Source organism: Xenorhabdus doucetiae (assembly GCF_000968195.1).
Taxonomy (GTDB): Bacteria; Pseudomonadota; Gammaproteobacteria; order Enterobacterales; family Enterobacteriaceae; genus Xenorhabdus; species Xenorhabdus doucetiae.
Window position 1 is genome coordinate 1,380,026 of sequence record NZ_FO704550.1, and the last position, 19,660, is coordinate 1,399,685.

A 19,660-nucleotide genomic window follows, 5' to 3' on the forward strand; every position below is an offset into this window, starting at 1 on the left:
ATGATAATTATTCCTTTACTTTTATGGTGTAAGTTTTATTAAATTTACCCACTTTTGTAAACATGTTTCCATAAATCCCACCAGATATTTTGATGTGTATTTCTCCAGCACGTATTGGAGTTCCTTGAATTTGAATACGGCTATAGTCTTTTGCTGTTGCTGGTTGCACAGGAGTCGTATAATCACTCGGGTTCCATGTTAGGCCTGAGTCTGAAGGTGTTACTTGGGCTGAAAAACCCATGTCTATAACTCCCGGTATATTTATTAACTCATTATATGGAACACCGACTTGAGCATCTTTTAAAGAGTTTCCATTAGGATAAATATAAACAGTTTGTCTTGTGCAAGCAGAAATAAGAAAGACGGATATAATGAAAAAAAGTCTTCTCATGTTTATTTTATTGGTTTGAAAACCAATCCTCCAAATGTATGTTTTAAAAAATAATTTAAATTGTTATTGGGCTTAACCCGTTCACTAATTCCTACCCAAGTAAACATGTTTAAATTAACTATGTTATTTTCACTGTTTACATCATCTAAGTTTATTGTTTTTCCTTTTGAGCCTACTTTACCTTCCCATACAATCCAATGATTTTTAACTGAAGTATCGCCAGGGATTCCTTTTAGCATTCCAACAGATATTAAACTTACGACCCTATATCCTTTTTTTATATAGTCGTTTAAAGTTATTATGTCGGTGATATTGCTATGGGAAAGACTTATATTATCAAAAATTTTTTCATAACCTGCTTTTTCAAACCATTCGGTTAATTTACCCCACATTGTAATACCAGCTATTTCATTATCAACTTTATCATAGCTGAAAATGATATTTTCAGAATCTCTTAAACTCGCTAATGTTATCCAGTCTAAACCTGAAATTGTTGGTTCTCCATCATTATGAAAGGAACCGCTAGGATGACGACAACCCTCACCCGGCTTAATTTCTAATTGACCAATCTTAGTTCTACCGTACTGCCATAATTCACGTGCAGCCTGTTCATAAACATCGGGTCTGTCCATCTGTAAGCAATAAAAAAATGCCGCAGGTCCACACAAACTCGCCCATCCTTGTTGGGGATAAGTTCTTTTAGACAACCTATCCTGAATTTGTGATTCAATTTTACGTTTTTCAAACGGATCGTATGGATGACCAATTGGATATTCTTTAGCAATAAAAGGTCTTTCAGAAACAGTAATCTTTAGTTCAACGGTATTATCCCCATCGCTGACAGGTTTTGTTTCAATCGTACTTTCAAAATAACAGGCATTCTCCCATTTTTTATCCGAGCAAGCTTTGCCTGATACAAACTCACCAAGTGTATACATCTTTTTAAACGGGGCTTGCAATGCCTGAATTGTATTTGAACCATGCTTACGGTAAAGCATCATTTGCATAATATAAATCACGGAAAGAGAGTCATCTGTTACCTGCGTGACATGCTGTTGTGTTGCATAATTACTCTGTAGTTTCTCCTGAAAAACATCGAGTAATATATGGAAATTACCTTTTGCATCCTGACGATAAATGGTTAAATCGTAAAGTAGGTTTTCCGCAGGAACATTGGATCCCCTCGTAAGTTGAAATAATGTTAATAAATTAAGTTTTCCTGTTTTGTGTACTTAATTAACCGAGTATGCAAAATGAGAATACTTCCTATTACTTCCCCCAAAGGGGGCGAAGGTAAATCGACCCATTCAGCCAATTTAGCCGGATTTCTTGCTGATGCCGGTTTACGCGTTCTCCTGATTGATGCTGATTATTCCCAACCCACATCCAGCTGTATTTTTACTCTGAGCCATGAAGCACCCGCAGGTCTGTATGAATTACTGATGCAGACCGCAGGTTTGAACCAACCCGATCAGATCATCTCCCGCTCGGCGATCAAAAACCTCGACATTATTATCTCCAATGATCCGGATGAACTCCTGCCGACAGCGATGCTGCACGCGCCCGATGGCCGTTTACGCCTGAAAAATATCTTGCAGCACCCTCTCTTTAGTCAGTACGACATCATTATTATCGACTCCAAGGGGGCAACCGGGATAATGACCGAGCTGGTTGTGCTGAGTGCCACGCACAGTGTGCTGGGGATAATCAAACCGATCCTGCCTGATGTGCGTGAATTCCTGCGCGGCACGCTGCGGATGTTGACCCGCCTTCAGTCCTTTGAAAATTATGGCATCCGGTTGCCCTCTATTCAGATACTGGCAAACGGCATTGAAGCTACCAATCTGGATCGGGATACGCTTAATGAGCTGGCTGATATTATTGAACAGCAACGCTACGATACGTCGGCGTTAGGCGGCAGGCGTGTTTATCAGCTGTTGCAAACCCGCATTGACCTGCTGGATATCTACAAACTGGGACACGTTCGTGCCCAGCCCGTGCATCGTCTTGAATATAAAACCAACCGAAAAAGCCCGGCTGCCGCGCAAACCATGCACAGTCTGGCCTGTGAACTGTTCCCCGAATGGACAGCGAAGTTTGATGCCGTATTGGCTAAACAACCGACGGGGGATGCGCAATGAATGTTATCTGGCGTGCCGTCTGTTTTTGTTATGACAACATGGTACTACCGTTCACGGAGATCCAGGATGAGTGGGTCGTGTTTGTTGATGCGCCGGATCGTAAAGCGGCACTGGCAAAATATCAGGCTTTGTTGCCGGTTATCTGGGATGTTTCTCCTGATAACGTAGAGCATTTCAGTCCCCTCAATGAAGCGGAATTGCGCGGTCGGGCACTGCGCCCCGATGCCCCGCATGATTTAGCCTTACTGGAATGTAGCCGGTATGCGGGAAAACCCCGGTATTTAACCGCAAACGACGTCCTGTTCTGGGTCTCTTCGCCCCGTCTGCAACAGCGGTTAGTCAATGCACTGAATAGGGTCAGCAAGGAGGTCACTGATGGATATTATGGCGCATGATTATCTACAGGCCATCAGTGACGTGGCTCCAAGTTACGCTTATGCCGAAGCGGGCGTTATTGGCGGGCTGGTGCTGGAGAATGATCGCTGGGATGACATTGTTCAGTTACTGGCACCAGAAGATTTTTTCTTTCCGGCACACCGGATAATGTATCAGGCCATCGCGGAACTGAGTGAAAAAAACTGCCCGTTCGATCTGATAACCCTGACCGATATGCTGACCCAACAGGGAAAAATCGACAATGTAGGGGGTTTTGCCTACGTGGCGGAAGTGTGTAAAAACACCCCCAGTGCGGCCAATATTGAGGGATATGCTCGTATTGCGGTAGAAAAAAGCCGCTTACGTCAGTTATTGATACTGTGTAATTCCCTTAGCGCGGAAGTCTTTCAGCCGAATATCCGTTCAGAAACCCTGATTGAACAAGCTGAAAGCCAGCTGTTTAATCTGGCGGAAAAAGGAGCCATTCGGCAGCATCAGGCCATGACCCTGCTGCAAGGGGCGGATGCCCTGATTTCCCATCTGGAGCGAATACAGGGCAGCAACGGGATTACCGGTACGCCAACGGGATTTCAGATTCTCGATGAAAAAACCTGTGGCTTGCAACCCGGTGATTTGATTTTGCTGGCCGCCCGTCCTTCGATGGGCAAGACCGCGCTGGCACTGGCATTCTGTCTCGGTGCACTGCGCCATCGTGACGATGCGGTGGTGCAGATTTTCAGTCTGGAAATGCCAACCTCACAACTGATGCTGCGTCTGTCTGCGATGGAAGGCGGGGTTGCTTTAACGGCCCTGCGCAGCGGGATATTGGATGATGAACAGTGGGGACGGATAAGCCAGAGTCTGGATCAGTTTGCCCGGTGGGATCAGCGGCTGATAATTGATGATTGCAGTTACCAGACCCCCGCGCTATTGCGTGCCCGCGCGCGCCGTTACACCCGTCAATACGGTCAGCCCGCCCTGATTATGGTGGACTATCTCCAGTTGATGTGTGCGCCCGGACAGGAAAACCGCACACAGGAAATTGCCGAAATCTCCCGCAGCCTGAAAGCCCTGGGCAAAGAGCTGAATTGTCCGGTACTGGCGCTGTCCCAGCTTAACCGCCAGGTCGAAAACCGATCCGACAAACGCCCCAATAACGGGGACTTGCGCGATTCCGGGTCACTGGAGCAGGATGCTGATTTGATCCTGCATCTTTACCGCGACGAGGTCTATCACGCTGATACCCCGGACAGCGGTATCGCTGAAATCATTATCGGTAAACAGCGTCAGGGCCCGACGGGGACGGTGCGGGTGCGTTTTGACGGTCAATATACCCGTTTTTCGGACTTATCAGCAGACACCTATGGCTACGGGAGTTAAGTGATGGCACGGCAAAATCTCAACTTAGGCAATGCCCTGTTACAACCAGGTCGGCAGGCGACGGCCACCATCAATGACAGCCCGCCGATGGCAGAAATGCCGATGGTACTGACGTTGGATCAACTGCGCCCCAACCCGGATAACCCCCGCACCGGACGTAACCCGCGCTATGACGATATCAAGGCCTCAATAAAAGCCCGCGGTCTGGATACGGTGCCGAAAGTGACCCGTGACCCACAAGGCGAGGAAGCCTATATCTTCAGCGATGGCGGTAATACCCGCTACCAAATTCTGTCTGAACTGTGGCAGGAAACGGGCGAAGAGCGTTTTTTCCGTATTCACTGCCTGTTTAAACCGTGGCCGGGCAGGTTGCAGTGTGTTATCGGGCATCTGGCCGAAAATGAGCTGCGGGGTGAGCTCAGCTTTATTGAAAAAGCGCTGGGCGTGCATAAAACCAGAGGCATTTTTGAGGAGCAGCAGCAAAAGAAAATTTCTTTGAGGGAATTCGCTGCATTGTTAAGTCAGGCAGGATTTCCGGTCAGCGCCAGCCATATCAGTCGCATGGAAGATACCGTGCAGTATCTGTACCCGTGGATACCCAACCTGTTGGAATCCGGGTTAGGTGGCCCACAAATCCGGCCTTTATTGGCATTACGGGCTGATGCTAACACCGTGTGGCAACAACATCGCATCAGTCTAAACCCGGAACCCATACATTCATTTGATGAGGTGTTTGGTCTCTGTTGTCAAAAATTTGATGCGCCGGAATCCTGGTCATTGGAGATGTTCCGGGATGAACTGATTGGGGATTTATTGCAGGCCTTACCCCATCCGCTGCTGAATTACGACCGCTGGATGCTGGAACTCGATCCGAAGGAAAGTAACCGCAGGCAGCTCTTTGGTGAGCAGGCTACCGCAGTGGAATATACACCGGAACCAGAGGGATCTGAGGCGGAGAAGGCGGAGCCGATTCGAGTGCAAAACAGGGAATCGAAGCTGCGCCGGATGTCTCAGCCTGCAACGGAGGCGGTACAGGTGCCTGAGACCGCTATTTCATTATCTGATGAGGAACAAACGCCTGCCGCGTTTTCCAGCAAAAATCCGGTGATCCCGCCTTATCAGCCGGATAACCCGCCTGAACCTGGGCAGTCTGTCCCTGAGGCAGAGTGCCTGCCTTTTGCTCAAACCGGTCTGGAACCGGTCAGTTCGGTCTGGGAAATTTCCCCGATGCAGGACGATATCGAGCACCTGCAAGGCATGGCGTTTCGGCTGGCCTTTGAACTGGCGGAGGCCACGGGTTGTGAAAACGATGTGGTCTCTGCCCCGGATGAATTATCAGCAGGATACCGGCTGACTGAACCCCAACATGCCCAACCTTTTGCGCTGTTGCTGCTGTCCCTGACCAGCGAAATTCCACCGGAAACCTGTCCCCTGACGCTGACCGACATTCTGCTTGGCAGCGCCGTGCAGGGGGAAACACCCTTACTGGATGATATTCAGACGGTGAAATTCCTACGTTTGATACGCCTTATCCGCCGCCTGCGCGAGCTTCAGCGCCGGATGACTCCGGAGAATGCGATGACCTGATAACAGCGCGGGTTGAGGCGGTCCGTTTTTCCAATTTGTTCACATCATATTGATTGGCCTGATATTGGGAGGAAGCAGTGTATGAATCATTTATCGCAAGCGACCAACAGCCTGCTGATGCAGCTGGTGATGGATTTGAAGAACGGCTATATCCGCCGTTGTGAATCGCTGGGGCTGGCACCTTCGGAAATGCAGATGTTGCAGAATCTGACCCTGGAGGATTTGCACTACTTAGGCAACAGCCCGGTGTCAGTACTGACCGTGCATATTCATCACAGCAACCTCGCCCGCATATTGCATCAGGCGCGTCTTGAGCAGCAGCGGACACAGCGCATTGACCGGGCGCTGGGGCTGGGCGGCTCAATTGAAATGATGCGGTATTTTTTCGGCTTATCCAGTCTGGAAATTGCCGCCCGCCGGCGTATTGCGGGCATTGAAGTGCGGGCGGGCCGGGGGCTGGTACTGACGGAAGCCGAAAACCGTGATTTATGGCAGCGCTGGCAGGCAGCAGCGGTTGCTGACGCAGACAGCGCGGCAGGGCTGGATATCATGATGGATGTGGCGGAACAGAATGACATATCCTTAACCTCAGTCTGGAATGCAGTGAAAGAGTGGCAGCAATCCGCGTCACCGGGAATCGAACCCGCTACAACGAAATAGCGGCATGGCAGGGAGAGGAAGGAAACAATGTCAGGAAAACTCAGGGAAATTATGCCCGGCCTGCATGTACCGCTGACAGCCCCGCTGTCATTTTGCCGTAAGGCGCAACAGCAGGTGCGGCGGTATCAACGGGGCGAGCGTAATTACGTCAGGCTGAAAGAAAAAGGCACGGGGTACTTGAAAATTAATGTGGGGCTGTTCTGGCGGCTGTTAAGCCGCAATGGCGGAAAATCCTGGGAACTGATGCACCATGAACGTTACAACAATGAAATCCGCAAATCATAAACGCTGAAGTGTTGTCATTCTGCATCCGGTTAAGGCATGGATACCGGGTGCAGCCCTGAGAATATTTTTTGAAGACTTAAACCTTGGAGATAAGGGAAACTCATGGATCTGCCCGCAGACAGTCTAATCGCTCATACCATTGCCAAAATGAAAACCCGTCTGGAAACGCGTGCAGACGGAGATGTTTCACAACTTCGCAGTGGCCTGCTGTTTATGGGGAATATTCAGGATGCGTATCCCCGGCGTTTATTGCTGGATGAGCGTTTATCTCCGCTGGATAAAACGGGCTGGATGATGATCCGCCTGTACGCGCAACAGAATGAAGGGGCGGTTTTCCCCAGTTATGACGAATTGCAGGTGCTGCTGGCCTCGCCCTATAAAGGCAAGGCGTCCCGTGAAACGGTCAGTCGGGTGTTATTGATGTTGCGAATAACCGGCTGGCTGAGTTTATGCAAGCGCATTCGTGATGAGAACGGGCGGGTCAGGGGCAATATCTACGCCCAGCACGATGAACCGCTGACCTGCCGCGATGCGGAAACCTTCGATCCCGGCTGGCTGGATACGGTGGCCGAAGCGTGTCGCAGTAAAAACAGAACTGTCAGCCAGACCGCCTGGGAGGTGTTGACAGAAATTAAAGCCGACCCACTGATGCGTCATCGTCACAGCCATATCCGTTTACTGGAAGATCGTCTGGGGGTAGCGCAAACACCGCAGCAGGCAGTGATGCGACAGACGATAACAGCGTCATCCCCACAGCCGGCGATGCAAACCGAACCCGGCAGGAAAATACCGGATTCGGAAACCGAACTGAGTCGCCGAAAGTCGCAGCCTGAACTGAATTCGGAATCCGAACTCAGTCTAAAATCAACGAGTTATCGACAAACCACTAAATCGAACTGTAACGTACGTTCTTCCACACAGGGTGTGAATAAAAAAACGTACGTAGATCAGCAAGCTGGCATTTCTCTGCCTGAAGGGCTTTGCAGGCAACTGGATGCCGATGATGTTCAAATGCTGAATAACCAGCTGCAAGCCTTACCCGTAGAGCAGGGGCAGGCGGTATTGGGGAGTCTGGATAACGCCTTGCAGACAGGCAAAATCGGCAATCCGGTGGGCTGGTTGTTGACCGTGATGAAACGGGCACGGGAAGGCAAATTATTTGTTCAGCCGGGACAGGGTGAATCTGCCGCTGTGGCTGCTGAACCAGTCAGGTGGCAGATTGGGCCTGAACAGGTTATTCCGCGTCCGGTACGTCCCTCTTCTCAGGTGCATGTCCGCAGTGTGGTGAATGATATTCGCCAGCGGCTGAATCTGGCGAAATACCATCGGGACAACATTGAATGAAAATTGTACGGTGTTGGCAGTGCCAACAGCGTTTGAAATTTGTACAGTCTCTGGCGGCGTCGATTGTGGATAAAAATTAAGCACTGTTGGCACTGCCAACAGTGCCTAAAAAATCATCTCTTTTGACAATCAATAAAAATGATCAATTTTCCTCCTTTTCTATAACTGATTATCCTTGGGGCCGGGAACCCCTTGGCCCGGATGGCCCCCCAGACCTTTCCGGGCCAAACGGGAGTCTTTGTTCAGCGGGATTGGGTGAATCTGCCGCTGCGGCTGCTGAGCCGCGCAGGCGAGCAGATTGGGTCTGAACAGGCGATTGCGCGGCCGGCTCGCCCCCTTCTCCGGCGCATGGGCGGGGCGCGGAGAGTGAGAGTCCGGCCCGGCTGAATCGTGGTGAAAGACCCTCGGTATGCCACAGGTGATCAAACGCGCCGGTAACATCAGTATCGATTCGGCCGCTGATAACCCTTATGCCGATGCCTGGCTGGTCAAACTGGAGCAGGCACTGGATGTTGCTTCCGAAAACCTTCAGCAGGGTATTGCCAGCTTGCAGGAAATTTTGACACTAGCTGAACATATCACCTTATCCCCGGTTTCTTCCGTTGAACCGTTGAATATCGATGTCTACAGCTATTCCCCTCTGGGCTATCGCTGTGTCTGGTTGCTGGTCGGTTTCGACCAACTGGCGATGAAAACCTTTCAGGCCTTTCATTACGGATTGATTTCACGCTCAGAGCGTGATGCGTCATTGCACAATGGCAGCCATGCCATCCGCCGGATTTACGGCATTGTGCGCTCTTACCGTTCACTGCCCGTTACCCGCCGTGATATTGAGGCAAAAACCCCGGCAGGCCTTGAGGCGATTAAACGGCTGGGAGAACTCCGCCCCGATATTCTGTCGGGTCAGTTGCGTTCGGCGTTCTCTCCACCGTTGCGTCCGGTTAAACAGGATGAAAGGAGGGAATGAGATGCCGCTTTATCTGTGTGAGAAGCCCTCCCAGGCCAAAGATATTGCCAGAGTGCTGGGTGTGAAGCAGCGCGGGAAAGGGTATTTCTTTGGTGCCGGTATCACCGTCACCTGGGCAATTGGCCATTTACTGGAGATGGCCGCGCCGGAACATTATGGTGAGCAATTTGGTCCGCCGTGGCGCATGGAAGTCCTGCCGGTTTTGCCTGCGCAATGGCAATGGGCCGTGAAAAAAGAGACCGCCGATCAATTTGCGGTCATTAAACAGTTATTGAAACAGGCGGATGAGGTGATTATTGCCACCGATGCCGACCGGGAAGGGGAAGTGATTGCCCGTGAACTGCTGGAGTATTGCCGTTTCACCGGAACGGTCAGGCGGCTCTGGCTGTCGGCACTGGATGACACCAGTATCCGGCAGGCCTTAGCGGCAATCTTACCGGGCGAGAAAACCGAACCGTTATATCAGGCCGGATTAGGACGGGCACGGGCGGACTGGTTGATGGGGATCAATCTGACCCGTCTGTATACCCTGAAAGCGCAGGCGCAGGGATTTGGGGAGGTGCTGTCTATCGGGCGGGTACAGACACCGACGCTGGCACTAGTCGTGAACCGGGATAAAACCATTGCCCGTTTTGTGCCAACCCCCTACTGGCAGGTGGTTGCCGGGCTGGAAAAAGAGAACACCCGTTTTCAGGCCGGATGGCTGCCGGCGGCAGAGTATTGTGATGAAGAGAAACGCTGTATCCGGCAGGATGTGGCTCAGGCGGTGCTGCAACAGTGTCAGCAAACGGCGCAGGCGACAGTCATCGAAGTGAGTAAAAAACGGGAGAAAATCCCGCCGCCGCGCTGTTTTGATTTGGGCACGCTACAGCAGGTTGCTTCCCGCCAATGGGGCATGGGTGCCAGTCAGGTGCTGGCAATTGCCCAGTCCCTGTACGAGACCCATAAGGCAACGACCTATCCGCGCACGGATTGCGGTTATCTGCCGACCTCCATGCAGGCCGATATTCCGGTGGTTCTGACAGCGCTGGCACGCACTGATCCGGCCATGACGGGCATTATCAACCCATTGGATAAGCAATGCGTTTCCCGTGTCTGGAATGACAGCAAAATCACGGCCCACCATGCCATTATTCCTACCCGGCATGCCTTTGATATCACCCGGTTAACCGCTGATGAGTTAAAGGTTTATCAGCTTATCCGTCGGTATTATCTGGCGCAATTTCTGCCGGCGCAGGAATCGGATGTGACCGAGGTGATACTGGATATCGGCGGGCAACGGTTCCGGGTCAAAGGCCGGATCAATGTTATCACGGGCTGGCAGACGCTGTTTGCCGATGAGACGGGAGAGCATCAAAAGGAAGAAGAAAAAGAGGCTGATTTACCGCTGCCGGCATTGGATCAGGGAGACCGGTGTCAGGTGATTGACGCGAAAATCCGGTCACTGCAAACCCAACCGCCCGCCCCTTTTACCGAAGGGACATTGATTGCGGCGATGAAAAATGCCGCCAGTCTGGTCAGCGATCCGCAATTGAAGAAAGTCTTGCGGGAGAGTGCCGGATTGGGTACGGAAGCGACCCGTGCCAATATTCTGGACACGCTGTTTAAACGGCAACTGATTGAGCGGAAAAAACAACAGATTCATTCGACCCCGCTGGCACAGGAGCTGATTGCCGGGCTGCCGGATGTGCTGACCCATCCGGGGATGACCGCATTATGGGAACAGTCTCTTGATGATATCGCGCAGGGCAACGCACAGCTGGCAGTTTTTATGCAAAAACAGGTGCAATGGCTTCAGCATCTGATTGAACGGGGAAAGGCACAACCGCTTCACCTGACCTTACCGAAAACGCCGGTTTGTCCGGTGTGCGGCAGTATGATGCAAAAACGGCAGGGAAAAACCTCGCCGTTCTGGGGTTGTGTCAATTATCCGGCCTGCAAGGGAACGCTGAATGCCAGGGCCGTGACGCAATCGCGCCGAGTCAGGCGGGGAAATCAGAAAGCGTGAAGATCTGATTGTTGATTGACGGTTTGGTGTGGTGTTCTAAAAATCAACCTGTTTACCTGAATGATCTGTGAGCCTGCAAAGATCGCCTCCGGGTGGCTGGAAAACTCCTGTAGCCTGCAAGGGAGAGCGTCACGCGGTACATCTGCGCACCTTTGGAAGCAGATATTGCCAACATCAGGGCAATGAAGGTTATTTATCACTTATCAGGCAGCCAGACAACGTGCACGTCCGGCACCCGGCGGGAAAACCACTCCCGTCAGGGAAGGGAATTTTCTCCGTCACACCGTATTTTTTACCTCTATGGAGAACTTCTTATGTCTGAGAATACAACGCCATTAACCAAAAATGATTATTTCAATCTGAACATTAAAGGACTGGGTTATTTGAATAACATTCGCCATGTCAGCACCGCCAGCGGCACGTTCCTGAGCTGTGTGATTAACGCGCTGAACGGGCCCAGTGATAATCCGGTCTATGTGCGTTTTGATATTACCGTTGTCGGCAAGGAGGCGACCAGTCTGGTCGGTCGTTGCCAGAAAGCGGTGGATGAGGATAAAAAAGTGCTGCTGGGTTTTACCCTAAGCAACCCTTCGACCGACATTTTTACCCTGAAACGCGGTGATCATGCCGGCGAACAGCGTGTCAGCCTGAAAGCCCGCCTGATCAAAGTCGACTGGATTAAAATCGGCCAGGAAAAAGTGTATCAGGCCGAACAATCCGATTCGACGCCGCCGCAGAACGGCATCACGCAACAAGAATATGCAGAAAACTCGTTCTGATAACTTGTTATTCCTCTGACTTGTCCTGAATAGCTTCAGGGCAAGTCCCTTTATGATCACAAAACAGGATACCGCCATGAATGTTGCATCAATGGGTTTTCTGGCCCTGCAATATTGTCATAAGCAATTACCGTTAACGGTATTGCAAACCCGTGTGGGCTTTTATATCGGAACGATGGAGGACGGCGTGCCGTGTTCCCGTGAGTCGGTGGAATATGTTGCCAGCCGCGTGCAGGCAGAATTTGCCCTCAAGCAGGGGCAGTGGACACAACGTCAGTCAGTTTAACAGGGAGGAAAACAGTATGTCTTTACGTGGTATTAACAAGGTGATTTTAGTCGGTTTTCTGGGACAAGATCCGGAAACCCGTTATCTGCCCGCCGGCGGAACCGTGGCAACGCTTTCACTGGCCACTTCGGAAAGTTGGCGTGATAAACAAACCGGTGAACTGCGGGAAAAAACCGAATGGCACCGGGTGGTGATCTTCGGCAAATTAGCGGAAATCGCGGCGGAGTATTTGCAGAAAGGCACTCAGGTGTATATTGAAGGCCAGCTGCAAACGCGCAAGTGGCAGGATCAAAATGGACAGGATCGCTATTCAACCGAAGTGGTGGTGAATGTGAACGGCACGATGCAGATGTTGGGCAGTCGCCATGATTCAAAAAGTGCGGTGTCTCAGCAGGCAGGGCATAAGTCGCCACAGTCACAGAAACAACCACCTTCTCAACCTCAACCCCAATCCGTTAATAAGGAAAAAAACACGCGTGCGGTACAGGTTTCAGCCTTACCGGAAGAGGAAGAAGTTGACTGGAATGATGAGATCCCTTTTTGAGTGGTACTTTATTATTAACCTATTGCCCTGTTACCACAGGGCGTAGTGCTGTTTCAACAAGTAACAAGAAAATGTTATTTATCCTAATGATTCAAAAGGGTTTTTGCGTTTAAATGACACTTTTTGCTAAAAAATATTGTCTCAGACAAGTATAATTCATCGCAAGTACACCTGCCACGCTGAGTCCCTGAATCAGGGAATGCGCAAATCGGCGGGTTTTTTTACCTGAATTTTACTTCCTGTGACATTTTTATGACTACCGCTACGCAAAAAAAGCATTATCAAAAGCGTCCGGAAGATATTTCTTTTTTCAGACAACTATCAACTTCTCAAGTTTACACAGCCATTCGTTGAATAACGGGCATTTTTCTCTCATCTTAGGAATGCCTGTTTTTTCCGCAATTGCGATCCCTGTTGTCGTTTTGGCAAACGCGCCACTTGCTGACCATCTTCCTAATCTCTTTGAAGGGGCTGTCTGTGGGCTATTATTGATAGATTCCGGTTCTCCACATTCCCGGAGGACTTGCTCTACGGTTTGCGTACTAATATTTAATTCATGAGCAAGTATCTCTTTGTCACTAAAGAGCAAGGCTTCAAACTCATGCATAACAATGTACGGGATAAAACGTTCCTCAGCCCTCTGTGCTGACAGGCATTGACGAATTTCAGCCTGTGTTGACAGATTCAGGTGCTCCGCTATTTGTCCCGGTTCCCAGCATCTATTTAATGTCTCTAATCCTGGCCATTCATGGGTGCCGTAGTAATCAATAAATGTTGTTACATAAGTATCTGAACGTTGTTTCAGGTGCATTTCAATGTCTTTTTTGACCCGTGAAAAACGCACATCTCCGCCTTTTTGTCCGGGTTTGGAAACTTGTGTTGCAGAGATGAAAATCATTTTCCCAGCCAGATAAGGTTGAAGGATTTTTTCAATAAATATCTGTTCTGTCTTACCTTCAACGATGGCCATGACTTCAATGTAATTACTCATAAGTTGGCCCCCCGGCGATGACGTTTTTAGCCCATAATTCACCCAGTGAATAGTTTTCGAGCCATTGAGAAAAATCTTTCTCATTTAAACGTTCAAAGCTTGAAGCGCCCTTTTTACGATTCACGATGACAATATCTTCGGCAGAGAACTGATCAATTAAAACAGGCGATTGGGTAGCAATAATGACTTGGGTACGTTGAGCTGCTTGCTGGATTAATTCCGCAAGGATCACAATGGCCGCAGGGTGCAAGCCCAGCTCGGGTTCATCAATAATAATGGTCGATGGCGGATTCGGTTGTAATAATGCGGTTGCCAGGCAAATGAAGCGTATTGAGCCATCTGATAAATGATAAGGTTGCATCGGATAGTCTGAACCTTTTTGCGTCCAGCTAATGTTAACCTCTTCCTTCAGGCCGCTTTGGCGAGGCTCCAGAATGAAATCATCAAAGAAAGGAGTGACCAGCCTGATGGCATTCACAATCGATTTGTATTCATTGGGGGCATCATTTCTGAGTTTCAACAAGAATGCACCGATGTTAGAGGCATCTGTACGCAATGTTTTGTTATCCTGGACAATTTCATATTTTCGCATTCCAGCTGTAGCGCTGGTATCGTGAAAATGATAAATCTGCCAGGAAGCGATGGCGTCATAGATGGGTTTTGAATACGGTGCGTCAGAGGAATTGTTCTCGATTTCAGCAACCATTCTGGATCTGCCATCGTCGCTATCCCCTAATAACCACCAGTCAGCACTTTTCGCGTAATAGCGGGCTTCATCTTCAATGGCACAATTGTCTGCTGGGGTTGGGACTAATTTAAAGCGAAAGCCTCTTTCACCGAAGCGGGTTTCAAACTCCATTTTCTGAGTCACTTTATTACCATGAAAGAGCAAATCGCTTGCACCACCGCTATCACGCACATAGCGATTTAATGTGCCGTCGATTAATGCACGCAGCATTTTAAAAAAGGAGATCAGATTACTTTTACCTGCGCCGTTAGCACCAACAATGACGTTTAAACTTTTAAGTTCAAATTCATTGAGTTCGTGGATGGATTTAAATCCTTTAATCGTGAGTTTGTCCAAAGACGTAGTCATATCGCCTCCTTTGAAATGCTTTACTTCAGTACCGGACAAGGGGTAACTATCGATAACAGACTGTGTATCAAGGCAGTTATATTCAATGTTAACATAACCGGCCGATGGTCGGTGCACTATTCTCTGAACCCAGGGCTTCTTCAGTCATGCTTATCGTTGGAGATGAATAACTGCAATTTCAGTGTTGAGTTATTGATTGTTTATTGATCCTGATTTGCCGTTTGTCAGTCACCTTATGATAGATATTCATTTCTGTGCTTTATTTTAAATTATTTGTATAATACGGAAAAATTTCATCATATTGATATTAAAGTGATTTAATTCAATTTAATCACTTTGATTACCTGATTTACTTATTAAACTTACCAGTTCGATTATTGAATTAGCTAACGGAATTCGTTAAAGTAAAAAAGCTATCGGCACATCCGATAGTGAGGAATCTCAGGCCTCAAAGTTATCCACTGGTAGGAAGTTTCTACCAGTGTGCCTGCTATCATCCTTTCAATGGTGATTCAGGCAGGGGAGGCTTCGGCCTCGCCGGCTGATAACTCCGGTACCTGAGAATCCCTGCCTTGAATCACCACCAATAATCAAGAAAAGGGGAAGCAGGTATGACTATGACTCACACTCAGAAAGACTGGCACCCAGCCGAAATTATTTGTGCATTACGCAAACGTGGTACGACACTCGCCGCAGTTTCCCGCGAAGCCGGATTAAGCTCCTCAACCCTCGCCAACACCCTGTCACGCGCCTGGCCGAAAGGGGAATGGATCATTGCGAACTACCTCGACGTCCATCCCTCTGAAATCTGGCCAAGCCGTTATTTTGACCAGAATGGTCAGTTGATTGAGCGTGCGGCGCGTAAAGCGGTTTCAGCAGGTTCTTCAGAGCAATAAGCGATAACGTTTTTATTTTCCTAAAGGCAGTTCCAGTTGTTGATTGAATAAATCCTGTTATTTCCTGCACAGTCAAGGATATTTTATTGCCGGGCAGGAATAACAGGAATGAAAATAACAGTCTTCATTGGCGTCTTGGCCATTAGCCTGACGGGTTGCCATGCCCCGTCAAAGCAACCGCAATCTCAGCGTGCTTCCGAAAACGTGGTTGCAGTCACACCGATCACACGCAATATCCAGCCCGCTTTACCCGATATTTATCAACATACGCGGGAAGTCGTCCGCTATGGACGTTATTTGCTGGTCAGCACTGACCCGACAGAGGTACAGCGTGACCCGCTTTCCCAACTGGTTGATATTCATATCCCGGCCTCTCAGAATCCCACAATTGCCTATGCCATGTGTTATGTGTTGCGTCAATCGGGTTACACGTTATGTGCGCCTGAAAGAACCAATGATATTTTATACCGCCAGCCACTGCCGTCGGTGCACGCCCAGTTAGGCCCTGTCCGGTTGCGTACGGCGTTGCAGATTATGGCCGGTCCGGCCTGGCAACTGGAAGTCGATGAGGTTCAACGCGTGGTTTGCCATCACTTGCGGCAGGGCTATCAGCTCCCGCAACCTCAGCCGGGAGGCCGTTGATGAGACTAAACCGAATCGGTCTGGTGGCATGCGTATTGCTAAGCAGTTCAGCGTGGGCAGCCACACCGGCACCGTTAACGTCGCAGCCGGTGCAATCGGTGGAAAGCCAAAAGCAATCCCTGAAAATCCAGGCTGAACAATGGGGATTACGGGCGGATGAATATCAGCGTTACCAGCAATTACTTAAGGGACCCAGGGGGATTCAGTCACCGGGACTTGATCCGCTGACGACACTGGGCATTGAAGCTGAAAGCGAGGCTGAGCGCCGCCGTTATGCCGAGCAGTGGGTTAAGGCCGAATTTGCCCGCGCCGAAAAAGAATTACGCTTTCAGCGTGCAGTGGATGCGGCCTGGCAGCGGCTGTTTCCGGATGTGTTGCCGGTCAATATGGCAAAATCCCGTGAAGCTGATGGCCGTCTGGCGCTGTTTGTCAAAACCAACGATTGCCCGGCCTGTGATACCCGTTTAGCCGAAGTCCTGACCGCAAATCAGCCGGTTGATATCTATCTGGTCGACAGTCAGGGCAATGACAACCTGTTACGGCAGTGGGCCAACGCGCACCATATTCCCGTTGAACGGGTACGCAACCGGCAAATCACGCTCAATCATGATGCGGGGTATTGGTTCCGGTTTGGGCGCGGCGTGATGCCGGTATTACTGCGGCAGGGGGAACAGGGATGGCATATCACGTCATTATCATAAAATGGCTAAGTTTATTGCCCATTATCGGGATGTTATGGGTGAATGTCTGTTATGCCGAACTGAAAGTGATTGCTGATTTAGGCGGAAAAGATGCTTCGCCCTTTTATGACGGCATTAATGCGCAATCAGATAATATTCCTGCGTTGCCACCGCATTTCTCACCAGAAGCAGCAAGTGAAGCCGTGATGTTGCCGGTCAGAACACCGGAACTGACACCGGGGAAAGTGGCAAGCCGACCACTGCAATTGCCGGGGATTGGCGCATTGTTTCTGATTGGCGATGATCCTGACTCACGCCAATGGTTAAACCAGCATGCAGCGCGGCTTAAGGCACTGCATGCCGTGGGTCTGGTCATTAATGTCCGTGAGAGGGCAGGTTTACAGTCACTGCGGGCATCAGCACCGGATTTAATCTTATCGCCCGCTTCCGGCACCGAGCTGGCCCGCCGTCTGCAACTGCAACATTACCCGGTGTTGATCACCGCAACCGCACTCACTCAGCAGTTATCGCCATGAGCCGTCGTTACGTGATCGAGGCCCTGCTGCGTCCTGCTGTGGAGCTGAATACCGCCGTGGTGTCAGCCGTCGCCGCGTTTGTTTGTCTCAGAGCGCCCTGGGCCATCGCACTGGCACCATCAGTCAGCTCTGTGATGGCCGGCGGTTTTGCCATACTGGCGGTAATACGCGCGTGGCAGGGCATTCAGGTGATACGCTATCGCAGAAACCTGCGCCGCCTGCCACGTTATCAGATGAGCACAAAGCACATTCCCGTCAGTCATAAGCAATTGTTTCTGGGCAGGGGCTTTCGCTGGCAGCAAAAACATACCCAGCGTTTGCAGGATACCCGCCGGCCCGAAGTGGAGCGATTTGTGCAACCTTCCCATATCTATCAGCTTGCCCGCGCACTGGAGCGCAGAACCGAATACCGTTGGCCGACATTATCTGCGCTATTACGTCAAGACTCACCATTTAATCCGGTACGTCCGCTGCCGCCGGTGGGGGGCAATCTGATGATCCACGGTATTGAGCCGCAGGAAGCCGACGTATTTATGGATCTGCGCGAGCGGGTCGGGCACACCCTGGTGATGGGCACCACCCGTGTGGGAAAAACCCGGCTGGCAGAGTTGTTGATCACACAGGATATCCGGCGCGGCGAGGTCGTGATTGTCTTTGATCCCAAAGGGGATGCGGATTTGCTGAGGCGCATCTGGGCGGAAGCGCACCGGGCAGGACGGGGCAATGAACTTTCCCTTTTTCATCTGGGCTGGCCGGAAATCTCAGCGCGTTATAATGCCGTCGGGCGGTTTGGCCGGGTTTCTGAAGTGGCGTCCCGTCTGGCCGGGCAACTCAGTGGTGAAGGAAACAGTGCCGCGTTCCGTGAGTTTGCCTGGCGGTTTGTCAATATTGTTGCCCGTGCGCTGGTCGCCCTGGGGCACCGGCCGGATTACACCCTGATCACCCGTTACGTCAATAATATCAGTGAGCTGTATCAGTTATATGCCCGCAAAGTGATGGAAGAAAGAATGCCGGTATTGTTAGCGCAAATCAGTCATTGCCTCGGTACGCTGAAAGAAAAGGATGTGCCGCGTAATATGCAGGGGCAGCCCGATGCCCTGCGGCTCTGGGCAACAGAAATCACCCTGAGTTCTGAGGCGGGTAAACAGTTGTATGACCCGATACTGGATGGTCTGCGCTCTGCCGTGCGTTATGACCGCACCTATTTTGATAAAATTGTCGCTTCCTTATTGCCGCTGCTGCCGCTGCTGGAAAAACTGACCACCGGCAAAATCGCGGAACTATTATCACCAGATTACCTCAATATGCGTGACCTGCGGCCGATTTTTGACTGGGAGCAGGTGATCCGCAAAAACGGGATTGCCTATATCGGTCTGGATGCACTGTCTGACAGCGATGTGGCTTCGGCGGTAGGGAACAGCATGTTTGCGGATTTGGTGAGTGTCGCCGGACAGATTTATAAATACGGCATGAATGCCGGCTTGCCGGTGCGTTATGATGGCAAACTGGCAATTAACCTGCATTGTGACGAATTCAATGAACTGATGGGTGATGAGTTTATTCCGCTGATCAATAAAGGCGGCGGTGCGGGAATGCAGGTAACGGCGTACACCCAAACGTCGTCAGATATCGAAGCCCGTATTGGCAGCCCGGCCAAAACGGCGCAGGTGATCGGCAATTTTAATACCCTGATTATGTTACGGGTGCGGGATAACCGGACGGCGGAGTTACTGACCAGCCAGTTGCCGGAAGTGGAAATCTACAGTAAGACGCTGGTCTCCGGTCACTCTGATATTGCTGATGTTGAGCAGGGGCAGGATTTTACTTCCTCAACCCAGGATCGGGTAGGGACGGTTAAAACGCCGTTGGTGACCCCCGCAGAGATGATTAACTTACCGAAAGGGCAGGCGTTCGCGTTACTGGAAGGCGGGCAGTTATGGAAAATTCGTATGCCGTTGCCAACGGGGGATGACGATGATGCCCTGATGCCGGCGAATTTGCAGAAAATCGCCGAGCAGATGCGTAAACATTATCGTACCAGTGAATCCTGGTGGGAAGAGCACGGGTAATCT

At 50.3% G+C, this 19,660-nt stretch carries 20 protein-coding genes and 1 pseudogene; 17 read left to right on the forward strand and 4 right to left on the reverse strand.

What is annotated here, in order from left to right:
• Positions 1–7: 7 nt before the first annotated feature.
• The gene (locus tag XDD1_RS06410; RefSeq protein WP_045969694.1) at positions 8–391 is read right to left on the reverse strand and encodes a hypothetical protein; all 384 of its coding nucleotides are present in this window, start codon (positions 389–391) and stop codon (positions 8–10) included.
• Positions 392–393: 2 nt separating this feature from the next.
• Positions 394–1,410 (reverse strand): hypothetical protein, encoded by a 1,017-nt coding sequence (locus XDD1_RS06415; RefSeq protein WP_231854468.1) that lies wholly within the window; start codon positions 1,408–1,410, stop codon positions 394–396.
• 234 nt (positions 1,411–1,644) lie between these two features.
• Between XDD1_RS06415 and XDD1_RS06420 the strand changes: the two genes are divergently transcribed.
• The 12 genes and pseudogenes from XDD1_RS06420 to ssb all read left to right on the forward strand — a co-directional run bounded on the left by XDD1_RS06420 (position 1,645) and on the right by ssb (position 12,747).
• Positions 1,645–2,532: a ParA family protein gene (locus tag XDD1_RS06420; RefSeq protein ID WP_045969696.1), complete on the forward strand. Its 888-nt coding sequence runs from the start codon at positions 1,645–1,647 to the stop codon at positions 2,530–2,532.
• On the forward strand, positions 2,529–2,927 hold the full coding sequence (locus XDD1_RS06425; protein WP_045969698.1) for a hypothetical protein: 399 nt from the start codon (positions 2,529–2,531) through the stop codon (positions 2,925–2,927). Before XDD1_RS06420 ends, XDD1_RS06425 begins: the two co-directional genes overlap by 4 nt.
• Positions 2,908–4,287: an SPI-7-type island replicative DNA helicase gene (gene dnaB-PI / locus XDD1_RS06430; protein ID WP_084720960.1), complete on the forward strand. Its 1,380-nt coding sequence runs from the start codon at positions 2,908–2,910 to the stop codon at positions 4,285–4,287. Before XDD1_RS06425 ends, dnaB-PI begins: the two co-directional genes overlap by 20 nt.
• 3 nt (positions 4,288–4,290) lie before the next feature.
• Entirely contained in the window at positions 4,291–5,874 is a 1,584-nt protein-coding gene (locus tag XDD1_RS06435; protein WP_045969700.1) for a ParB family protein, read from the forward strand.
• 81 nt (positions 5,875–5,955) lie between these two features.
• Positions 5,956–6,534: a DUF2857 domain-containing protein gene (locus tag XDD1_RS06440; RefSeq protein ID WP_045969702.1), complete on the forward strand. Its 579-nt coding sequence runs from the start codon at positions 5,956–5,958 to the stop codon at positions 6,532–6,534.
• 27 nt (positions 6,535–6,561) lie between these two features.
• A complete protein-coding gene (locus tag XDD1_RS06445) occupies positions 6,562–6,819 on the forward strand; it encodes a ParE family toxin-like protein (protein WP_045969704.1) in 258 nt (85 codons plus the stop codon).
• Positions 6,820–6,921: 102 nt separating this feature from the next.
• On the forward strand, positions 6,922–8,163 hold the full coding sequence (locus XDD1_RS06450) for an STY4528 family pathogenicity island replication protein (RefSeq protein WP_045969706.1): 1,242 nt from the start codon (positions 6,922–6,924) through the stop codon (positions 8,161–8,163).
• 403 nt (positions 8,164–8,566) lie between these two features.
• Positions 8,567–9,130: pseudogene (locus XDD1_RS06460) on the forward strand (PFL_4669 family integrating conjugative element protein); the annotation flags it as partial.
• 1 nt (position 9,131) lies between these two features.
• Positions 9,132–11,138, forward strand: coding sequence for a DNA topoisomerase III (locus XDD1_RS06465; protein WP_045969710.1), 2,007 nt, complete (start codon positions 9,132–9,134; stop codon positions 11,136–11,138).
• A gap of 314 nt (positions 11,139–11,452) precedes the next feature.
• Positions 11,453–11,917: an STY4534 family ICE replication protein gene (locus tag XDD1_RS06470; protein ID WP_045969233.1), complete on the forward strand. Its 465-nt coding sequence runs from the start codon at positions 11,453–11,455 to the stop codon at positions 11,915–11,917.
• Between the two features lie 76 nt (positions 11,918–11,993).
• The gene (locus XDD1_RS06475) at positions 11,994–12,203 is read left to right on the forward strand and encodes a hypothetical protein (protein ID WP_045973368.1); all 210 of its coding nucleotides are present in this window, start codon (positions 11,994–11,996) and stop codon (positions 12,201–12,203) included.
• Between the two features lie 16 nt (positions 12,204–12,219).
• Positions 12,220–12,747 carry a single-stranded DNA-binding protein gene (ssb, locus tag XDD1_RS06480; RefSeq protein ID WP_045969712.1) on the forward strand — a complete coding sequence of 176 codons (528 nt, stop codon included), beginning with the start codon at positions 12,220–12,222 and terminating at the stop codon, positions 12,745–12,747.
• Between the two features lie 310 nt (positions 12,748–13,057).
• On the opposite strand, the gene XDD1_RS06485 is transcribed toward ssb, so the two are convergent.
• The gene (locus XDD1_RS06485) at positions 13,058–13,738 is read right to left on the reverse strand and encodes a DUF4276 family protein (RefSeq protein ID WP_045969714.1); all 681 of its coding nucleotides are present in this window, start codon (positions 13,736–13,738) and stop codon (positions 13,058–13,060) included.
• Positions 13,731–14,873 (reverse strand): AAA family ATPase, encoded by a 1,143-nt coding sequence (locus XDD1_RS06490; protein WP_231854469.1) that lies wholly within the window; start codon positions 14,871–14,873, stop codon positions 13,731–13,733. Before XDD1_RS06490 ends, XDD1_RS06485 begins: the two co-directional genes overlap by 8 nt.
• 572 nt (positions 14,874–15,445) lie before the next feature.
• Here XDD1_RS06490 and XDD1_RS06495 point away from each other — a divergent pair.
• The 5 genes from XDD1_RS06495 (at position 15,446) to traD (ending at position 19,657) form a co-directional block, all read left to right on the forward strand.
• Positions 15,446–15,730 carry a helix-turn-helix domain-containing protein gene (locus XDD1_RS06495; protein ID WP_045969718.1) on the forward strand — a complete coding sequence of 95 codons (285 nt, stop codon included), beginning with the start codon at positions 15,446–15,448 and terminating at the stop codon, positions 15,728–15,730.
• A gap of 108 nt (positions 15,731–15,838) precedes the next feature.
• Positions 15,839–16,372, forward strand: coding sequence for a PFGI-1 class ICE element type IV pilus protein PilL2 (gene pilL2, locus XDD1_RS06500; protein ID WP_045969720.1), 534 nt, complete (start codon positions 15,839–15,841; stop codon positions 16,370–16,372).
• The gene (locus XDD1_RS06505) at positions 16,372–17,073 is read left to right on the forward strand and encodes a TIGR03759 family integrating conjugative element protein (protein WP_045969722.1); all 702 of its coding nucleotides are present in this window, start codon (positions 16,372–16,374) and stop codon (positions 17,071–17,073) included. The genes pilL2 and XDD1_RS06505 overlap by 1 nt, the downstream gene beginning before the upstream one ends.
• Complete coding sequence (locus XDD1_RS06510; RefSeq protein WP_045969724.1) at positions 17,049–17,588, forward strand: integrating conjugative element protein; 540 nt, start codon at positions 17,049–17,051, stop codon at positions 17,586–17,588. The genes XDD1_RS06505 and XDD1_RS06510 overlap by 25 nt, the downstream gene beginning before the upstream one ends.
• Positions 17,585–19,657, forward strand: coding sequence for a type IV conjugative transfer system coupling protein TraD (gene traD, locus XDD1_RS06515; protein ID WP_045969726.1), 2,073 nt, complete (start codon positions 17,585–17,587; stop codon positions 19,655–19,657). Before XDD1_RS06510 ends, traD begins: the two co-directional genes overlap by 4 nt.
• The last annotated feature ends 3 nt before the right edge of the window (positions 19,658–19,660 follow it).